At 45.9% G+C, this 19867-nt stretch carries 15 protein-coding genes; 8 read left to right on the forward strand and 7 right to left on the reverse strand.

The genetic code is table 11. The features are described from left to right. Positions 1-40 precede the first annotated feature (40 nt). Positions 41-949: an acetyl-CoA carboxylase, carboxyltransferase subunit beta gene (accD, locus tag AC3WS5_RS06820; protein ID WP_492466521.1), complete on the forward strand. Its 909-nt coding sequence runs from the start codon at positions 41-43 to the stop codon at positions 947-949. Positions 950-1034: 85 nt separating this feature from the next. Beyond that, the gene (gene smpB / locus AC3WS5_RS06825) at positions 1035-1484 is read left to right on the forward strand and encodes an SsrA-binding protein SmpB (protein ID WP_492466522.1); all 450 of its coding nucleotides are present in this window, start codon (positions 1035-1037) and stop codon (positions 1482-1484) included. 116 nt (positions 1485-1600) lie between these two features. Here the strand turns inward: smpB and rpoC are convergent, their stop codons facing one another. Together rpoC and rpoB are read right to left on the reverse strand one after the other, a co-directional pair. Further along, positions 1601-5893, reverse strand: a complete 4293-nt coding sequence (gene rpoC / locus AC3WS5_RS06830; protein ID WP_492466523.1) for a DNA-directed RNA polymerase subunit beta' — start codon at positions 5891-5893, stop codon at positions 1601-1603. A gap of 99 nt (positions 5894-5992) precedes the next feature. Then, entirely contained in the window at positions 5993-9796 is a 3804-nt protein-coding gene (rpoB, locus tag AC3WS5_RS06835) for a DNA-directed RNA polymerase subunit beta (protein WP_492466524.1), read from the reverse strand. Between the two features lie 285 nt (positions 9797-10081). On the opposite strand from rpoB, the gene AC3WS5_RS06840 reads away from it, so the two are divergent. Then, complete coding sequence (locus tag AC3WS5_RS06840; protein ID WP_492466525.1) at positions 10082-11086, forward strand: ComEA family DNA-binding protein; 1005 nt, start codon at positions 10082-10084, stop codon at positions 11084-11086. A gap of 98 nt (positions 11087-11184) precedes the next feature. Here the strand turns inward: AC3WS5_RS06840 and rfbD are convergent, their stop codons facing one another. The 4 genes from rfbD to AC3WS5_RS06860 form a co-directional block, all read right to left on the reverse strand. Further along, a complete protein-coding gene (rfbD, locus tag AC3WS5_RS06845; protein WP_492466526.1) occupies positions 11185-12066 on the reverse strand; it encodes a dTDP-4-dehydrorhamnose reductase in 882 nt (293 codons plus the stop codon). Further along, positions 12066-12620, reverse strand: coding sequence for a dTDP-4-dehydrorhamnose 3,5-epimerase (gene rfbC / locus AC3WS5_RS06850; protein ID WP_492466527.1), 555 nt, complete (start codon positions 12618-12620; stop codon positions 12066-12068). Before rfbC ends, rfbD begins: the two co-directional genes overlap by 1 nt. Before the next feature lie 68 nt (positions 12621-12688). Then, complete coding sequence (locus tag AC3WS5_RS06855; protein WP_492466528.1) at positions 12689-13984, reverse strand: nucleotide sugar dehydrogenase; 1296 nt, start codon at positions 13982-13984, stop codon at positions 12689-12691. Between the two features lies 1 nt (position 13985). Next, positions 13986-15116 carry a DegT/DnrJ/EryC1/StrS family aminotransferase gene (locus AC3WS5_RS06860; RefSeq protein ID WP_492466529.1) on the reverse strand — a complete coding sequence of 377 codons (1131 nt, stop codon included), beginning with the start codon at positions 15114-15116 and terminating at the stop codon, positions 13986-13988. Between the two features lie 94 nt (positions 15117-15210). Here AC3WS5_RS06860 and AC3WS5_RS06865 point away from each other — a divergent pair, with 94 nt between their 5' ends. Next, complete coding sequence (locus tag AC3WS5_RS06865; RefSeq protein ID WP_492466530.1) at positions 15211-16479, forward strand: 3-deoxy-D-manno-octulosonic acid transferase; 1269 nt, start codon at positions 15211-15213, stop codon at positions 16477-16479. Here the strand turns inward: AC3WS5_RS06865 and AC3WS5_RS06870 are convergent. Beyond that, entirely contained in the window at positions 16439-17209 is a 771-nt protein-coding gene (locus AC3WS5_RS06870) for a DUF8457 domain-containing protein (RefSeq protein ID WP_492466531.1), read from the reverse strand. The genes AC3WS5_RS06865 and AC3WS5_RS06870 overlap by 41 nt on opposite strands. A gap of 90 nt (positions 17210-17299) precedes the next feature. Here AC3WS5_RS06870 and AC3WS5_RS06875 point away from each other — a divergent pair, with 90 nt between their 5' ends. The 4 genes from AC3WS5_RS06875 (at position 17300) to AC3WS5_RS06890 (ending at position 19832) form a co-directional block, all read left to right on the forward strand. Continuing rightward, positions 17300-17872 (forward strand): thymidine kinase, encoded by a 573-nt coding sequence (locus tag AC3WS5_RS06875; protein ID WP_492466532.1) that lies wholly within the window; start codon positions 17300-17302, stop codon positions 17870-17872. 6 nt (positions 17873-17878) lie between these two features. After that, positions 17879-18559 carry a heme exporter protein CcmB gene (locus AC3WS5_RS06880; protein WP_492466533.1) on the forward strand — a complete coding sequence of 227 codons (681 nt, stop codon included), beginning with the start codon at positions 17879-17881 and terminating at the stop codon, positions 18557-18559. A gap of 384 nt (positions 18560-18943) precedes the next feature. Then, positions 18944-19642, forward strand: coding sequence for an ABC transporter permease (locus tag AC3WS5_RS06885; protein ID WP_492466534.1), 699 nt, complete (start codon positions 18944-18946; stop codon positions 19640-19642). Then, positions 19632-19832 (forward strand): CcmD family protein, encoded by a 201-nt coding sequence (locus AC3WS5_RS06890; protein WP_492466535.1) that lies wholly within the window; start codon positions 19632-19634, stop codon positions 19830-19832. Before AC3WS5_RS06885 ends, AC3WS5_RS06890 begins: the two co-directional genes overlap by 11 nt. Positions 19833-19867 lie beyond the last annotated feature (35 nt).

Raw genomic sequence — 19867 nt, forward strand, 5'->3', positions numbered from 1 at the left:
ACCTATATTTGTACATCACCACTTAAAAAGCTAAAAAAATATGGCAGACGAAATAGAAGATTTCGCTGTGGATTTAAGCGGAGAACAAATGAGTGAAAACAATTCAAGTTGGTTCAGGCGAATTCAGAAGGGAATTCTGACCAAAACTTCAGATAAGAAAGAGACGCAGGAAGGATTGTGGAGTAAGTGCCCGAAATGCAACTATATTTCCACCATTTCGGAGTTAAAGGAGTTAAATTTCGTTTGCCCCAAATGCGGGCATCACCACCGGATAAACAGTCTTCAATACTTTGAGATCCTATTTGATAACAACGATTTTACGGAGCTTTTTGGTAATATCAGGAGTCAGGATTTCCTCGGTTTTACAGATTTGAAGCCCTACAAAAAAAGACTGGAAGATATCTGGAGCAAAACAAATCTATCAGATTCAATGCGGGTTGGCGTTGGTAAACTCGAAGGGGCCGGGATCGTGATCGGCTGTATGGACTTCGAATTTATTGGCGGGTCACTGGGCAGTGTGATGGGCGAAAAATTTGCCCGGGCTGTGGATTATTGTATTGAACACCGCCTCCCCTTTCTGGTGATTAGCAAAAGTGGGGGTGCCAGGATGATGGAAAGTGCTTTTTCCCTGATGCAACTGGCAAAAACGAGCGGAAAACTAGTACAGCTCAGTGAAGCCAGGTTGCCGTATATATCGTTGCTCACAGACCCATCTTTTGGGGGAATTTCCGCGTCTTTTGGCATGCTGGGCGATCTGAACATCGCAGAGCCGGGCGCCCTGATAGGATTTGCGGGGCCCAGGGTGATTCGGGAGACCATCAAAAAAGATCTTCCGGAGGGATTTCAACGCTCTGAATTTCTGCTGGAGCACGGTTTTCTCGATTTCATCGTTGACCGGAAAGAGCTTAAATCTAAACTGGCAACCGTATTAAGATTATTCAAAAACTAACTATCGATTCAGGGGCCTGGAACTTCCGCGGGATATTCCCATAGCGGGCAGATCTCCGGCTATCGTTTCCCTTATAATTTTTGACATGGCCGGCAACCAAATTTCCATAAAAAACAAGTCCGCATATCACGAGTACTTTATTGACGATAAGTACCAGACCGGATTAGTGCTGGCCGGCACTGAAGTGAAAGCTATCCGGCAGGGACGTGCCAGCTTCAACGATGCTTATTGCCTGGTTGACAAGGGCGAAATATGGGTGAGGAACCTCCATATTTCACCGTATTCACATGGAACCGTCAATAACCATGACCCAGACCGCGATAGAAAATTACTTCTCAGAAAACAGGAAATCAGAAAAATTCACGGCAAGCTCAAAGAGAAAGGCTATACACTTGTCCCGCTGGGCATCTATGAAAACGACAAAGGTCTTTTGAAAATGGAGATCGGTCTTGCCCGTGGGAAAAAACTTTACGACAAAAGGGAAACCCTGAAACGAAAAGATCAGGAACGGGAAATGAAACGGTTCGTGAAATAATCAGATCCCGCGCTGTACCTTGCCGAAACAGGGCTCCGATAGTTGTATCAAAGTTGTACGCAAAAAAAAGAGAGTGACCTTCATCACTCCCTTCCTATAATCAACTTTAATTAATTCTATTCTTCCTCGTCAAAGGACTGAACTTCCTTGGTGATTTGCAGCAGCTCATATTCCTCCTTGCTTCCCACGATCATGTTCTCGAACTCACGCAGCCCTGTGCCTGCAGGAATATGGTGTCCGGTGATCACGTTCTCTTTCAAACCGAGCATATCATCCGCTTTACCGTGAATGGCGGCTGAAGACAATACTTTCGTCGTCTCCTGGAACGACGCTGCGGAGATCCAGCTCTGAACACCCAACGAAGCTTTGGTGATCCCGAGAAGCGTTGGTGCTGAAGTTGCGGGTTGTGCATCCCTGGATTCAACAGGCTTTTTATCTGCTCTACGAAGTGCAGAGTTCTCTTCTCTTAGATCCCTCAGGCTCACGATCTGACCAGCGCGGAGTTTTTGTGAATCGCCCGGTTCGGTAACCACTTTCTTTTCATAAACTGAGTCGTTCTCATCTACGAATTCGAATTTATCAACCAGGTCATCTTCCAGGAACCTGGTATCGCCCGGATCTACGATGCTGACTTTACGCATCATTTGTCGCACGATCACTTCGATATGTTTATCGTTGATCCGCACGCCCTGTAAGCGGTACACTTCCTGGATTTCATTTACAACATATTGTTGTACGGCGAAAGGCCCCTGAATAGCGAGAATATCCTGCGGAGAAATCTGACCATCGCTCAATGCGGTACCTGCCTTAACGAAGTCGCCATCCTGAGCAAGGATCTGGCGGGTCAAAGGAACCAGGTATTTTCTGGTCACGCCGTCTTTGGCTTCAATGATAATCTCCCGGTTACCCCTCTTGATAGAACCCATCGTTACGACACCATCTATTTCGCTCACGACGGCCGGATTACTTGGATTTCTTGCTTCAAAAAGTTCCGTTACGCGCGGCAGACCACCCGTAATATCCTTCAGTTTACCCATGATCCTGGGTATCTTAACCAGAACGCTACCGGCTTTCACATCATCGCCTTCGTCCAGGATAATATGGCTACCCGTAGGCAAGTTATAAGATTTAGTGTCAACACCCTCTACAACAATGGAAGGGATCTTTGTTTTGTCGCGGGTCTCAATAACCACTTTTTCCCTGTGACCTGTTTGCTCATCTGCTTCCTCCCGGTAAGTAACACCCTCAATGACGTGTTCATACTTCATCACCCCATCGGTCTCAGCAACAATCACATTATTGTAAGGATCCCAGGAACAGATAGCCTCACCCTTAACGACCTTCTGTCCGTCTTTAACCAACAGCGTTGATCCATAAGGAATATTATTTGTACTGAGCAGCCGGTCATTCTTGGTATCGATAATACGAACCTCGCCGGTACGTCCAATCACGACCCTGATTTCGTCACCTTCGTTATTTGTGGTCACTACGGAGCGAACACCATCAAATTGCACATTCCCTTCAAACTTGGCAATAAGCGTTGAATCAACTGAGGCTGAACCTGCCACACCACCCACGTGGAATGTACGCAGGGTAAGCTGCGTACCCGGTTCACCAATGGACTGGGCAGCGATAATACCTACGGCGTCTCCTTGCTGCGCCAGTATTCCTGAGGCAAGGTTCTTTCCATAGCATTTCACGCAACAACCTCTTTTACTTTCGCAGGTCAACACAGATCTGATCTCAATCGATTCAATACCTGCTTCCTCAATTTTTTTGGCAATGTCCGCTGAGATCTCTGTACCTGCCTCAATGATCATTTCATCTGATTGCGGGTCGTACACATCGTGAAGCGAAGTACGGCCTTCAATCCTGTCAGCCAGGTTCTCGATAATGTCTTCGTTATCTTTCAGCGCTGAAATATTAATCCCGCGCAACGTTCCACAGTCTTCTTCCGTGATTACCACATCCTGTGCCACATCGACCAACCGGCGGGTCAGATAACCTGCATCAGCCGTTTTAAGTGCTGTATCTGCAAGACCCTTCCTGGCACCGTGCGTGGAGATAAAGTAATCCAACACGTTCAATCCGCCCTTGAAATTGGAAAGAATCGGGTTTTCAATAATTTCAGAACCCGTGGATCCTGATTTTCGCGGTTTGGCCATCAGACCCCTGATACCTGCCAACTGTTTGATCTGTTGTTTACTTCCTCTTGCACCTGAGTCAAGCATCATGTAAACGGAATTGAAACCTTGTTTATCGGCACTCAGCTCGCGGATCAGTGTTTCCGTCAGCCTGGTATCCACACGGCTCCAGATATCTACAATCTGGTTATAACGCTCGTTGTTGGTGATCAATCCCATGTTATAGTTGTCCCAAACCTCATCGACTTCGTTCTTAGCATTTTCCAACAACTCTTCTTTGATTGCGGGAATGATCAGATCATTGATACTGAACGAGAGTCCGCCCTGAAAAGCGGTACGGAATCCCAGTTGCTTGATATCATCCAGGAATTTCGCGGTTTTTGGAACATTAGTAATTTCAATAATATCACCAATGATCTCCCTGAGGTTCTTCTTAGTCAGCAGTGCATTCACAAATCCCACCTCTACCGGAACAAACTGATTGAAAATCACGCGCCCGACTGTTGTTTCTAATAACTTATAAACCATCTCTCCTTGATCAGTCCTCACGTGAGTCCGTACCTTAATCCAGGCATGTAAATCAATCTGCTTCTCATTGTAAGCGATGATCACTTCTTCGGCGGAATAGAAGGCCTTACCCTCCCCTTTCATCGTTTCTTCGGGCGTTGATTTTTTTCCTTTGGTAATATAGTAAAGTCCAAGCACCATGTCCTGAGAAGGCAGCGTGATGGGTGTACCGTTCTGCGGGTTGAGAATATTGTGCGAAGCCAGCATCAGTAACTGGGCCTCCAGGATAGCAGCGTTGCTCAGTGGTACGTGAACGGCCATTTGGTCACCGTCAAAGTCGGCGTTGAAAGCTGCAGTAACCAATGGGTGAAGCTGGATAGCTTTGCCTTCGATCAGCTTAGGTTGAAACGCCTGGATAGACAACCGGTGCAGTGTTGGGGCACGGTTGAGCATCACAGGGTGACCCTTCAGAATATTTTCGAGGATATCCCAAACCACGGCTTCTTTCTTATCCACCAGTTTCCTGGCAGATTTCACCGTTTTTACAATACCTCTTTCAATAAGTTTGCGAATAATAAATGGTTTGAATAATTCGGCTGCCATGTCTTTGGGCAATCCGCATTCGTGAAGCTTCAGCTCGGGACCAACCACAATTACAGAACGACCAGAATAGTCAACACGCTTACCTAATAAGTTCTGACGGAAACGTCCTTGTTTACCTTTCAGCACATCGCTCAGCGATTTGAGCGCGCGTCCGCCTTCAGCCTTCACTGCATTGGATTTCCTGGAATTATCAAACAGCGAATCAATGGCTTCCTGCAGCATCCTTTTTTCATTACGAAGGATGACTTCGGGAGCTTTGATCTCCATCAATCTTTTAAGACGATTGTTACGGATGATAACCCTGCGGTATAGGTCGTTAAGATCAGAAGAAGCAAAACGGCCGCCGTCCAGTGGAACAAGCGGGCGCAGTTCCGGCGGAATAACCGGGATATACTGCATCACCATCCATTCCGGACGATTCGTGATACGGGTATTGGCATCGCGGAATGCTTCTACCACACTAAGTCTTTTCAATGCATCTGCCTTCCGCTGTTGAGAAGTTTCGGTTGCGGCAGAATTTCGCAGGTCGGCAGACAACTGATCCAGGTCAATCCTGGCCAGCAGGTCATGAACCGCTTCTGCTCCCATCTTTGCGATAAACTTATTCGGATCGTCATCCGGCAGGTACTGGTTTTCTTTTGGAAGCGCATCCAGGATGTCCAGATACTCTTCTTCGGACAGCATATCGCCGTATTTCAGTCCTTTGTCTTCCCGCACACCAGCCTGTATTACGACATACTTTTCGTAATAAATAATGGTTTCGAGTTTCTTTGAACTCATTCCCAGCAGGTATCCAATTTTATTGGGAAGGGATTTGAAATACCAGATATGTACAACCGGAACAACCAGTTTAATATGTCCCATCCTTTCTCTCCGCACTTTCTTTTCGGTCACCTCTACCCCACAGCGGTCGCAGACAATACCTTTATAACGAATACGTTTGTACTTTCCGCAGGCACACTCATAATCCTTTACGGGGCCAAATATTCTTTCGCAGAATAAGCCATCGCGCTCAGGTTTATAAGTCCGGTAGTTAATGGTTTCGGGCTTCAGCACCTCACCGAAACTTTTTTCCAGGATGGAGTCGGGGGATGCCAGACCAATAGTTATCTTTGAAAATGCAGCTTTAGGACGATTATCTTTTTTAGTAGCCATAAACTAATTTGAGATTTATGATTTCTTTTTTGAGATTTTTTCCGGGCTCAGACCTCGTTTCTGAGACTGAGCTTTTCAGGAGTTCAGTTTCCTGCCGGGTTAATCAAAATTCAGGTCCAGACCCAGACCTCTTAACTCATGCACCAGCACATTGAATGATTCGGGAACACCGGCTCTTGGAATATTATCCCCCTTCACGATGCTTTCATAAGTTTTTGCACGACCTATGATATCATCGGATTTGATGGTCAATAATTCCTGAAGGATGTTGGATGCACCGTATGCTTCCAGTGCCCAAACTTCCATTTCACCAAAACGTTGTCCGCCGAACTGCGCTTTACCGCCAAGAGGCTGCTGGGTGATCAGACTGTACGGCCCGATGGAACGAGCGTGCATCTTATCATCTACCATGTGGTGAAGTTTGATCATATAGATCACGCCCACAGTTGCCTTTTGGTGGAACTGCTCGCCGGTCTCACCGTCATACAGGTGTGTATGTCCAAATCTTGGAATATCGGCATCTTCGCAGAACTTCTGAATTTCGAAAGGTTCCGCACCGTCGAAAATTGGCGTCGCAAAACTCACGCCGAGTTCTTTACCTGCCCAGCCTAGTACTGTTTCGTAGATCTGACCGAGGTTCATCCGGCTTGGTACACCAAGCGGATTGAGGACGATATCTACCGGTGACCCGTCTTCCAGGAAAGGCATATCTTCCTGACGCACGATCTTGGCAACGATGCCTTTGTTACCGTGCCGGCCTGCCATCTTATCACCCACTTTCAGTTTCCTTTTAACTGCCAGGTAAACTTTAGCAAGTTTCAGAACACCTGCGGGCAATTCATCTCCAATGGAAATATTAAATTTCTCGCGCTTGTACCTACCAAGTTCTTCGTTGAACTTGATATTATAGTTGTGCAGGAGTGTATTTATTTGTGCATTAATACCTTCATTCTGCGTCCAGTTCAGCGGATTGACATTGGCATAATCCAATTGCGACAGATTTCTGGAATTGAACTTGGCTCCTTTGCCAATCACCACTTCTTCAAAACTGTTCATCACTCCCGCAGAAACCTGATTCTCGAGAAGCGTTTCCAGTTTGCCCTGCAAAACAGCCAGCAGGTCCTGTTCGTTTTTCTCGTGGATCTTGTCCAGTTTTTCTATCGCTGTTTTCTCACGCACTTTGGCGTTTTTATCTTTCTTGGCACGCTGGAACAATTTTTTACCAATGACCACACCTTCCACGCCATTCGGCGCTTTCAGAGAGGCGTCTTTGGCATCACCTGCTTTATCTCCGAAGATCGCTCTCAGGAGCTTTTCTTCCGGAGTAGGATCACTTTCTCCCTTCGGAGTGATTTTTCCGATCAGGATATCGCCTTCCTTAATCTGTGCGCCGATACGGATGATACCGTTCTCGTCCAGGTCCTTGGTAGCCTCTTCAGATACGTTTGGAATATCGGAAGTGAGTTCTTCTTCTCCCAGTTTAGTATCTCTCACTTCCAGTTCATATTCTGAAATATGTATCGAAGTAAAGAGGTCTTCCTTCACAACCCTTTCGCTGATCACGATGGCATCCTCGAAATTGTATCCCTTCCAGGGCATAAATGCCACCTTCAGGTTTTTACCGAGTGAAAGCTCACCGCTCTTGGTTGCATATCCTTCTGTGAGAAAATCGCCCGTTTTTACTTTTTGTCCCTTTTTAACGGCTGGTTTCAGGTTGATGCAGGTTTCCTGGTTCGTTTTCATGAATTTAGTGAGCTTGTACACCCTCAGGTCTTCCTCAAAGCTTACGAGTTTTTCATTCACGTCACGGTCATAGCGAACATGAATTTCGTTTGCATCCACAAACTCAACCACGCCGTTTCCATCAGCATGGATCTGGATTCTGGCGTCTCTCGCTGCTTTACCTTCGAGGCCGGTACCAACAATAGGCACATCGGGTCTCAACAAAGGAACAGCCTGACGTTGCATGTTGGAACCCATCAGTGCGCGGTTGGCATCATCGTGTTCCAGGAACGGGATCAGTGAGGCGCTAAGTCCAACGATCTGGTTAGGCGCCACATCCATATACTCCACTTCTTCTTTATCGAGTATTGGGAAATCGCCGGTTTCGCGGCTCGCCACTTTATCATTTATAAATCTTCCTTCATCGTCCAGAGGCGCATTTGCCTGCGCGATCTTTGCATCGTCCTCTTCTTCTGCACTCAGTAATTCCAGTTGCTTCATGTTCACCTTTCCGTTTTCCACTTTGCGGTATGGAGTTTCTATGAAGCCCATCTCATTAATCTTGGCGTGTACGCAGAGGGTTGAAATCAGACCGATATTCGGTCCTTCAGGCGTTTCAATGGTACACAGCCTGCCATAGTGTGAATAGTGAACGTCACGCACTTCAAATCCAGCTCTTTCCCTGCTAAGACCACCTGGCCCGAGTGCTGAAATACGACGCTTGTGTGTGATCTCTGAAAGCGGGTTGGTCTGATCGAGGAATTGTGACAACTGGGAAGTTCCAAAGAACGAATTGATGACAGACGAGAGGGTCCTAGCGTTGATCAGATCAACCGGTGTGAACACTTCATTATCCCTCACGTTCATACGCTCGCGGATGGTACGTGCCATCCTGGCCAGACCGACACCGAACTGAGCGTACAATTGCTCACCCACGGTTCTTACTCGACGGTTGCTGAGGTGATCAATATCGTCAATCTCGGCCTTTCCGTTGGTGAGTCTCACCAGGTATTTAATAATTTCAATAATATCTTCCTTGCTCAGCGTTTTTTGTGTCAGGGGAGCTTCCATATTCAGTTTGCGGTTGATCTTGTATCGACCAACTTCCCCGAGATCATACCGTTTATCGCTGAAAAACAATTTGTCGATGATACCGCGGGCTGTTTCGTTATCCGGTGCGTCCGCTCCTCTCAGTTGTTTATAAATAAGCTGAACTGCTTCAAGCTCAGTGTTGGAGGTATCTTTATTCAGTGTGTTATAGATGATCGCGTAATCTCCGCCTACGTCCTCACGCTGCACAAATATACTTTTCACTTCCAGGTCGGCAATCTGCTCAATCGCCAGATCATCCAGCACGGTATCCCTTTCCAGCACGATCTCCGTTCTTTCGATGGACGAAACTTCACCTGTATCTTCATCTACAAAGTCTTCAACCCAGGTACGCAGAACGCGGGCTGCTAGTTTCTGACCGAGGTGCTGCTCCATAGATTTCTTGTCGGCAGGCACTTCATCGGCCATTCCAAAAAGTTCAAGGATATCTTTATCGGTTTCGTAGCCGATAGAGCGTAGCAATGTTGTCACCGGGAATTTTTTCTTCCGGTCGATGTATGCGTACATCACGTTGTTGATATCGGTAGCAAACTCCATCCAGGCGCCCTTGAAAGGAATAACGCGGGCTGAATAGATTTTTGTACCGTTCGGGTGAATCGACTGCCCGAAGAACACGCCGGGTGAGCGGTGTAACTGTGAAACCACCACCCGCTCGGCACCGTTGATTACGAATGTACCGCGCGGCGTCATGTAAGGTATGTTTCCAAGGAACACATCCTGAACGATCGTTTGGAAATCAACGTGCTCTTCGTCATTACAGCTCAGGCGCAGCTTTGCTTTCAGCGGAACTGCATAGGTCAGACCCCGTTCCATACACTCGTCAATGGAGTAACGTGGCGGATCAATAAAATAATCCAGAAATTCAAGAACAAAAATATTTCGGGTATCGGTGATGGGAAAATTATCCTTAAACACGCGGAAAAGCCCTTCAATATTTCGTTTATCAGGCGTCGTTTCGAGTTGGAAGAATTCTTTAAAGGATTGGATTTGTACTTCAAGAAGGTCAGGTGTTTCAGCTAAATGCTTGATCTTTCCGAAGTCAATTCTTGCGTTCACTTTTGTAGCAGACATATTTCTTATACCGTTTTAATGATTGACTATGCACAAAACAGGACTAGGGCTTCTTCTTATTTAAAAAAGAAACCCATTGAAATTCAATCACTTGAACATGTTCTGTAAAGTCAAAATTTTATTGGCCAAAATAAAAGGACTGCAAAGTTACGAAAAATAAGGCAAAAAAAATAAATTCACCACTATAATCTTGCCAAAAAATATTTTGTTGCCTAAATTCAATCCTAACCGATTGATTATCAGTGACAAACTTTCCCGAAAATATCCCAATAATCGGTTAGGAAAATGTTAAACTTTTCTTTATATTTATCCTTTGCCTCTGCCATGAATAAGCTCAGACATTTCCTGACCGATTACCTGTCATTCTCTAAAAAGGAACGGGTCGCGATGGTCCTGCTGACCCTGGTGATCCTGGTACTGACTCTTTTGCCTTTTCTGAACCGGCAACAAATCAGGGAAATCACGCCCGTCGAAAGCGGGCTTGCCAAAGCCGCCGACGACCTCAATAAAAGAAGAACAGAGCCGAATCCTGATGGTCAGGATGATAACGCCGATCAGTTCCGGTTCGACCGGACAGAAAATTCGTATACTCCCGACCGTCCTTCAGGTAAGTTATTCAAATTTGATCCTAATACCTTACCAGAATCCGGTTTCAGGGAACTCGGGCTGCGTGACCGGACTATCAGCACCCTGATCAATTACCGAAACAAGGGCGGAAAGTTTAGAAATCCTGAAGACCTTGAGAAAATATACGGATTACGCCGGGCTGAGTACCTGAGATTACTCCCCTACATAACTATTACAACCGTCAACCGAACAAAGTTCACAACCAGGAATAACGGAGGCTACGAACAAAACCATCAGCGTACAACTTATAAACCGAATCCAGCGCCCAAAGTCATCGACATAAACAGAGCAGACACCACTGAGTTCAAGACCTTGTACGGCATTGGCAGCCGGTTAGCAGCACGTATTGTTAATTTCCGGAATAAACTGGGGGGATTTTACGCAATTGAACAGGTTGGTGAGACTTATGGAGTCCCCGATTCAACTTTTCAGAATATCCGGAGATACCTGATCATCAATGACCCGGTACTTACGAAGTTGAATTTGAATACAGCGGGTTATGAACAATTGAATGCCCATCCCTACATTAGCGCAAAACTGGCCTATCTTATCATCAGGTATCGTCGCGAAAAAGGAAATTTTTCCACCATAGAGGAAATCAGCGCGCTGGTTGCACAGACCAATGATTCCTTTCATAAGCTGAAAAACTATCTTGAACTGTAATCTGCGTTCCCCTGTTACAAGTAAATCGGTTGATCAGCAGGTATTTTTAGGCGTACCGGGAATGTGGTGTAGTGCCCTTGCCAGTTGAAACAGCTATTTTACGCTTGTGACTTTCCTATGCGGTTGAGAACTTTCACCAGACTTTTCCTCCAGTCGGGTATATCGATCTGGTATACTTCCTGTATTTTTCGTTTGTCCAGCACGGACCAGGCAGGTCTTTTAGCTGGTGTCGGATAGTCTGCTGTTCCGATGGCAATGACTTCGCAGTCCGAATGCGTTATATCCCGGATAGCAACCGCAAAATCATACCAACTGATCTGACCTGCGTTAGTGAAATGATAAATACCCGGCACCCATCGTTCCCCGGATATGATGTTCATGATAACGGATGCCAGATCCGCGGCGCTTGTGGGCGAACCGTGCTGGTCGCCGACCACGCTGATCTGTTTTTTTTCTGACATCAGTTTCAACATGGTCTTCACAAAGTTTTTTCCATAGGAAGAGTAAACCCATGCGGTACGAATGACAACCGTGTTATCATACTGCATAGCAATTTTTTCACCAAGCAGTTTCGTTTTCCCATAAACAGAGACCGGTGCGGGCTGATCGTTTTCGTTGTAGGGTTTATTCCCTTGCCCGTCAAATACATAATCCGTTGAAATATGCACAAACCGCGTCCCGAATTCTCTGCATTGTTCTACCAGGTAACCAACGGCGTTAGCATTTAAATCTTCTGCCTTTGGTCTCTCAGCCGGGTCTTCCGCCTTGTCAACAGCGGTGTATGCGGCACAGTTGATACAATAATCCGGCCGATAGCCCTCAAAGAAATTCTTTACCGCTTCTCTGTCCGTAATAGAAAGTTCCTGATAATCGGTAAAAAGAAAATCAAATGCCGGATATTTCCCTGCCAGATCCCTGAGTTCAGATCCCAGTTGCCCGTTGGCCCCGGTAACCAGGATCTTGCGCATTTTTGTTTCCATCAGAAATTAAAATTATTGTTACAATCCCTGAACAAAGGAAGCAACCGATCCTTGTCGGAAACCAGCTCTTCGCCAGGGGGTATTTTCCAGTCTAAAGTTAGTTCCGGATCGTTATAAACGATTCCTGCTTCGCTTTCCTTAAAGTAAAACTCATCACATTTGTAGCAGACCATCGCTTCTTTGCTCAGCACAGAAAATCCGTGGGCAAATCCTTTCGGGATCAGCAATTGCTTTTTATTCTGTGCGGACAATTCCAGAGAAAAAGCCTGCCCATAACTTGGTGAACCCCGCCTGAGATCTACTGCTACATCCAATATAGTACCATCCACCACACGAACCAGCTTGCACTGCGCATGCGGATTAAGCTGGTAGTGCAGTCCGCGGATAACTCCATAATAGGAAAAGGATTGATTATCCTGCACGAAAGAGCAGTTTATACCGGCATCGGCAAACCACTTTTCAGAAAAAGTTTCAAAAAAATAACCCCTTTGATCCTCAAAAACAACGGGTTCGAAAATTAACAATCCTTCAATGGGCGTAGATGTAATGGTCATATTAACTGAATAAAAGTGAGGGTTACCGAATCATTTCAGCACCCATGAATTCGTTCATCAGCACTCTCTCACAAACTAAAATAGTGCCTGTTGTTGATTTTATCTCTATAAATTCCTTTCAGGTCGGCTATCAGAGCCCCATTTTTTGTTATTGAGCTAAAATAGCCATCATCCAGTTCCAGGTATTCCTTATGCGGAACGGCAATCACCACCGCATCATAATTGTCGGCGATTTTGTCAACCAGGTCAATGCCATACTCCTTTTTCATTTCCCTGGAATCCGCGTATGGATCCTCCACATCAACTTTCAGTGAATATTCCTGCAGCTCTTTTACCAGATCTGCTACTTTACTGTTGCGAATATCAGTCACATTTTCCTTAAAAGTAGCTCCTTTCACCAGCACTTTCGCTTCTGAGATCTGAGTGCCATTACTGAGGATGTGCCTGGCGACTTTTTCAGCAATATGGCGTCCCATACGGTCGTTGATATTTCTTCCCGCGAGGATCACTTCCGGGCGGTATCCCATCTTGGTGGATTTATGAGTGAGATAATAAGGGTCGACACCAGTACAATGTCCACCCACAAGGCCGGGCTGAAAATTCAGGAAATTCCATTTGGTACCGGCGGCTTCCAGCACTTCAAAGGTATTGATATCCATAATTGAAAAGATGAGCGATAATTCGTTCATGAGCGCGATATTCAGATCGCGCTGCGTGTTTTCAATAATTTTTGCTGCCTCAGCCACTTTAATGGATGAAGCCTTATGGATACCCGCGCTCACCACCAATTCGTAAACCCTGCTGATCTCCTCCAACGATTCAGTATCACATCCCGACACGACTTTCACAATCTTTGACAGGGTATGCGTTTTATCGCCGGGATTAATTCTCTCCGGCGAATATCCCAGCTTAAATTCTTCGACCGCTTTAAGACCCGAACCTTTTTCTATCACAGGCAGGCAGTCTTCTTCGGTGCAACCCGGATAAACGGTGGATTCAAATACGACGTAGTCGCCTTTCTTGAGTACCTTTCCGATGGTCTCTGAGGCTTTCAATACAAGGCGCAGGTCAGGTGTTTTCCGGTCATCTACAGGAGTTGGAACGGCCACTATGTAAAACTTCGCCTCCCTTAAATCATCCAGAGAGTCCGTAAATTTTATGTCACACCCTTCAAACTCCTCCCGCGAAAGTTCGTTACTCGGGTCTATTCCCTGCTTTAGCAAGCCGAGGCGCTGCGGATTAATATCAAACCCGATCACAGATATTTTTTTGGCAAAGGCTAGCGCTATTGGGAGTCCAACATAACCCAGTCCGAGTACTGCCAGTCTGGTTTCCTTCCTCACAAGTTCATCAAACAAATTCATTTTATTTATCTGTGTATTCCAGAACAGCCTGGGCAATATAATTCAATTGTTCTGCATCCATTTCTGTATGAATGGGCAATGAAACCACCCGTTCACATAGCCAGTCGGTTACCTGCAGATCTGGCAACTTAAGCAAGGAACCAGAAAACATTTTTTGTTTATGAGCGGGGACCGGATAGTAAATCATGGCAGGAATTTGTTTACCGGCAAGGTATCCGATCAATCCATCCCTGTCCACACCATTCAAGGCCACCGTGTACTGATGATATACGTGGCTCGAATAATCCGCTTTTGCCGGCGTCAGGATCTTGTCGCTCTCCGAAAAGGCTTTGTCGTAAAACATCCCAACTTCCTGTCTGGCCCGGCCATATTCATCAAGGTGTTTTAGCTTGATATTCAGTATGGCAGCCTGAATACTGTCGAGCCGGCTATTACAGCCAACCCGATCATGGTAGTAGCGTTTTGACTGCCCGTGATTCGCGATCATCCGGATTTTCAACGCCAGGTCATCATCATTGGTGCACAGTGCTCCGCCGTCGCCAAACGCTCCGAGGTTCTTACTGGGATAAAACGAAGTACAACCTATGTGTCCGATGGTGCCAGACTTTTTTACCGTACCGTTGCCAAAGCGGATTTCGCATCCGATCGCTTGTGCATTATCCTCAACTACGTAAAGATGATGCCGGTCCGCAATTTCCATGATCCTTTCCATATCGGCCGCCTGACCAAAAAGGTGTACAGGAACTATTGCCCTGGTCCTGGCCGTGATGGCTTTTTCAACCGCATCCGGGTCCAGGCAGAAAGTCTTTTTATCTACTTCCACAAATACCGGTACGAGGTTCAGCAGGGCAATTACTTCTGTGGTCGCGATATACGTGAAAGATGGCGTGATCACTTCGTCGCCGGGCTTCAGCCCAAGCGCCATCAGCGCAATTTGAAGTGCATCGGTACCATTGGCACAAGGGATGACGTGTCTTGCGCCCAGATAGTCAGCCAGATTTGTAGCAAACTCTCCGACAATTTTACCATTAATGAATGCCGTACTTTCCATTACCGATAAAACTGCAGCGTCAATTTCTTCTTTGATCTTGTGGTACTGTCGCCGAGTATCCACCATTTGAATTGGGATCATATAATGTGTTAGGATCGAACAAAATAATAGGCCGCAAAAGTAATAAATAAAGGCTAGTTTCCGGATTGCTTTTATATTTGTCCAAACTGACGACTTGAAAATATTATATTCGGTTTTTCTCAGGCTTTTTCAGTCCGGCGTATTTGTAGCTTCCTTATTCAATGAGAAGGCAAAAATGTGGCGAAACGGGAGAAAGGGGCAATTTGAAAAATTCGCGGAAGCATTCACAGGCTCGGGAAACGTAATATGGATGCACTGTGCATCGTTGGGCGAATTTGAACAGGGTCGGCCGGTGCTTGAAAAAATCAGGTCTGATTATCCCCATATCAAAATCCTGTTAACTTTTTTCTCGCCTTCGGGTTACGAAGTCCGCAAGCACTATGCCGGTGCCGATTGGGTGTTTTACCTGCCGTTGGACACAAAGGGTAATGTGTCCAGGTTTCTGAATATTGTGAAACCCCAACTTGCCATTTTTGTAAAATATGAATACTGGTACAACTACCTGGAACAACTCAGGGTACTGGATATTCCGGTAATTCTGATATCGGCTTTATTCCGGAAGCAATCCATATTCTTTAAATGGTATGGTGGCTTGCACCGTCGCATGCTGTCATTCTTCACACATATTTATGTACAGGACGAAGAAAGTCTGGATAATCTGAAACCCCTGCTTGACAACTCTAAAATCACCAAAGCGGGAGACACCAGGTTCGACAGGGTCATTGCGATCGCAGGAGATTTTCAACCGATTGAATTGATAGAGAAATTTGCGACAGGCCGGAAGCTCCTGGTTGCCGGAAGCACCTGGCCGGAGGATGAAAAAAATCTTCAGCTTATGTGGCAACAGAACAGGGAGCTTTCACTGATCATCGCCCCCCACGAAATCCACGGGGAACATATACGGTACCTGCTCGGACTTTTTCCGGACGCTGCCCTGTATTCGGCGCTGAAAGTAAATCAGGAGGCAGACCTTTCCAAAAAACATATTTTAATTATTGATAATATTGGTATGTTGTCCAGGCTGTACCGGTACGGGCACATGGCTTATATCGGGGGTGGCTTCAACCGGTCGGGTATCCATAACACGCTTGAGGCTGCTGTTTACGGCAAACCGGTTATTTTCGGTCCCAACTACCAAAAATTCAATGAAGCGAAGGGCCTTCTCAGTACCGGCGGGGCATTTACCTATAACGAACCGGCTGAACTCATTTCGCTGATCCATAGATTCCTGATCGATCCCCCTAATGCAGAAGCGGCTGGAAAAGCTGCCGGAAATTTTGTAAGGGAGAACCAGGGTGCTACCCAATGCATTATGACCGGTATCAGCCAAATCGTTTCCGGACGATCAGGTCAAACCGGATGACAGCCGGATCATCCACCGCCCAGCCAAGTTTGGTTTTAAGTTCCCGTCTGATCCAATATTCGGCTTCCGCATAAGCATGAAAATTATTGATGGTCCGGATACTCCTTTCATACATTGCCACATCTCCCATAAATAATTCACGTATAAACAATTCTTTTTCATCGTCATTAATACCTTTTTTCAAATCCTTCACCCTTGCGGAATCCGCTTCCTGCGCGGTGTCTGAATCCTGATCTGTTTTTCCCGGTTTCTGTTTTCCAGGCCGAAAGTATTGGGCAAGGGTCGGAATCTCCCTGAGACGATCTATATCAGCTTCTTCGTTACCGAATTTGATCGTTCCCCGCTCTGCCATTCCCTGCTGGGTGGGCTTTGCCTTACGCCTGTCTTTAAGCTCTGGCATCACTTTTTGCCATTCGTCGATTTTTGGAATATCAAGACCACCTGGGTGCGATTCATCCTCGTCAGGCTCCAAAGGTTCCGTGAAAGCTAATTCAAAATATTCCTTTTCCTCCGGATGTGCCGGTTCGGGTGCGGGCTCCACAAGGTGCGGCAATGAGGGTCCGTGTGGTATCCAGACAGAAATCCGGCTGGAACCTAATAACTCTACTTCTTTCAGGCTGCCCGTAAGCTCTTTCTCAAGCTGCTGAACAGTAAACAGCAGGTCGGCTTGTCCCGACTTAGCTGCGTATTGATGCTTTAATTTTTCAATAAGAACTTCAATTCGATCCATTATCCTACTTTTGATGACTGTGTACGGCTAAATTACTACCTGCTTTTCACAATTATCTGTAATTTTAGTAACATTTCAATAAGTTTAACCATGTTTATAGAACCGGATTTGCGGGGAGATGGACGGAGGGGTTGGATTGAAGTTATTTGCGGATCCATGTTCAGCGGTAAGACAGAAGAACTGATCAGGAGGCTGAAAAGAGTCAAAATAGCCAATCTTAAGGCCGAAATTTTCAAACCTGCGAAAGATACGCGGTATGACCAGTCAGACATCGTTTCCCATGACACCAATGCAATCCTGTCTACTCCGGTCGCCAATTCTCAGAACATCCTGTTGTTAGCCCAGGGCGCTGATGTGATAGGTATAGATGAGGCCCAGTTTTTTGATCCGGAACTTCCTGATGTTTGCGATCTCCTTGCACTCAAAGGGTTGCGGGTAATTGTAGCTGGTTTGGATATGGATTTTACCGGCAAACCCTTTGGCCCGATGCCTTTCATATTGGCAAAAGCAGATTATGTGACCAAACTCCATGCAATTTGCCAGAAATGTGGGAATATTGCCAATTATTCCTACCGGAAAATTCCGGATGATGATCAGGTAATGCTAGGGGCGCTGGACGTTTATGAGCCCAGATGCCGCAAGTGTTACGCTGAAAACAGGTAACGGCAATTGATATCATTAAAATCTTCGAGAATTAGAAACGGTTCCAAAATATTAACCCTCTTTAAAAAAGATCTCCTGCTTGAAGTACGCCAGCAGTATAGTTTTTACGGCATCCTGTTGTATATTTTCGCGACTATTTTCGTGCTTTTCCTGGCCATTGAAGAACCAGAGGCAGAAATCTGGAACGGCTTATTTTGGGTGATCCAGTTGTTTATTTGTATCAACGCTGTTGCGAAAAGTTTTCTGCAGGAAAGCAAGGGCAGGATGTTATATTTTTACTCCATTGCTTCACCTGTACATTTTGTCACCGCTAAGTTGATCTTCAGCGGTTTGCTGATGCTGGTGATGACCCTGATCAGCCTGGTTTTATTTTTTGCATTTATTGGCAATCCGGTACAAAGAGTGCTGCCTTTCACCGGCCTGGTGATGCTGGGAGGAATAAGCCTGAGCATGGTCTTCACCTTCCTGGCCGCTATTGCAGCCAGAGCCCACCAGAATGCCGCTATTATTGCCGTATTGGGTTTCCCGCTGATTGTGCCGCAGTTAATGCTGTTGATGAAACTCTCCGGGGCCGCGTTCGAAAAAGCCGCGAATTTCCCCTGGGTTGATATCCTGCTGCTGATCGCGTTGGATTTACTAGTGGGTCTGCTGGCGGTGATCCTTTTCCCTTTTTTATGGCGTGATTAATCATGAAGAAAAATGTATGGAGCGAATATTGATGAATAATTAATAATTTAAGCAGCACAATTTGAAAATTTCAAAAACCCAGGCTCAAAATGATGTGTAATTTCAAAATTTTTAATTTCAATCAACATTCACATTACATTTGTGTTTTAATATCGATTTGCCTGGAAGGCGTGCCTGAAACTTGATTATGAAACAAAGCATCAAAAATTATTCTCACACGGAGGGTGTGTTCGCGGAGTTCCCCGCCCCTCCCGAATCGTCCGCCGCGGCGGACGGGCGGGCGTACCGAAGGAGGGTAAACCGACAGGCAGGCCTGTCTGCCGAACAGGCAGGCATCCGGCAAAAGCACTAACCGCCAAATGCGGTGAACTAAAAAATATGTAGATGAAAAAATGGTGGTGGAAAATCCTGTGCGTTGTGTTACTGGTATATACTGTTGCGGGAGGTTTCCTTGTTAAGATTCCCGATTTACCGGTTTTGGGCGAAACAATCCGCAATCTTTTCTTTCATGTCGGAATGTGGGTGGCAATGATGGTCTTGTTTACCTGTTCGGTGGTAAACTCAGTTTTATATCTTAGGAAAATGGAACTGAAATATGATATCTATGCCAGACATTTCGCTACAACCGGAATCTTTTTTGGATTGCTGGGTTATGCAACGGGTGCGATGTGGATGAGTTATACCTGGGCCGATCCGAATAATCCTGCATTTAAGTCGTTCAGCGCCATTGCCCGTGAGCCAAAACTGATAGGTACGGCCATAGGTCTGTTGATCTATTTTGCCTATCTCATCCTTCGGGATTCCATACAGGACCTGGACAAACGAGCGAGGATCAGTGCAGTCTATAACATATTTGCATTCGCCATGTTATTCCCTACCCTGTTTATCATTCCAAGGCTACTACCGAGCCTTCATCCGGGAAGTGAGGGTAACCCCGCTTTGAATTTTAAAGATGTGGATGCCACTATGCGCCTGGTTGAGTATCCGGCTTTTATTGCGTGGGCATTGTTGGGCGTTTGGGTGGCTAGTTTGCGAATACGCGTTGGTTTATTAAAGGAAAAACAAATTTCAAATGAAAAATAGAATCCAGACTTTACTACTTGCGGTGATGCTTTCCGTTCCTTTTTTGTCGTCGGCACAGTCTGTCGACAATGTGTTGCGCAGTGAAGGCCGGATCTACGTTGTCGTTGCTGTTTTATTGATTATTTTACTGGGCCTGTTCCTCTATTTGTTCAGGCTTGAACGGAAGATCAGGAAATTGGAAAAAGATTGATCGATACTTATATATAATCAAGCTTATTTGTCATT

It is taken from the genome of Niabella sp. CPT15-335-S11, from assembly GCF_058792415.1.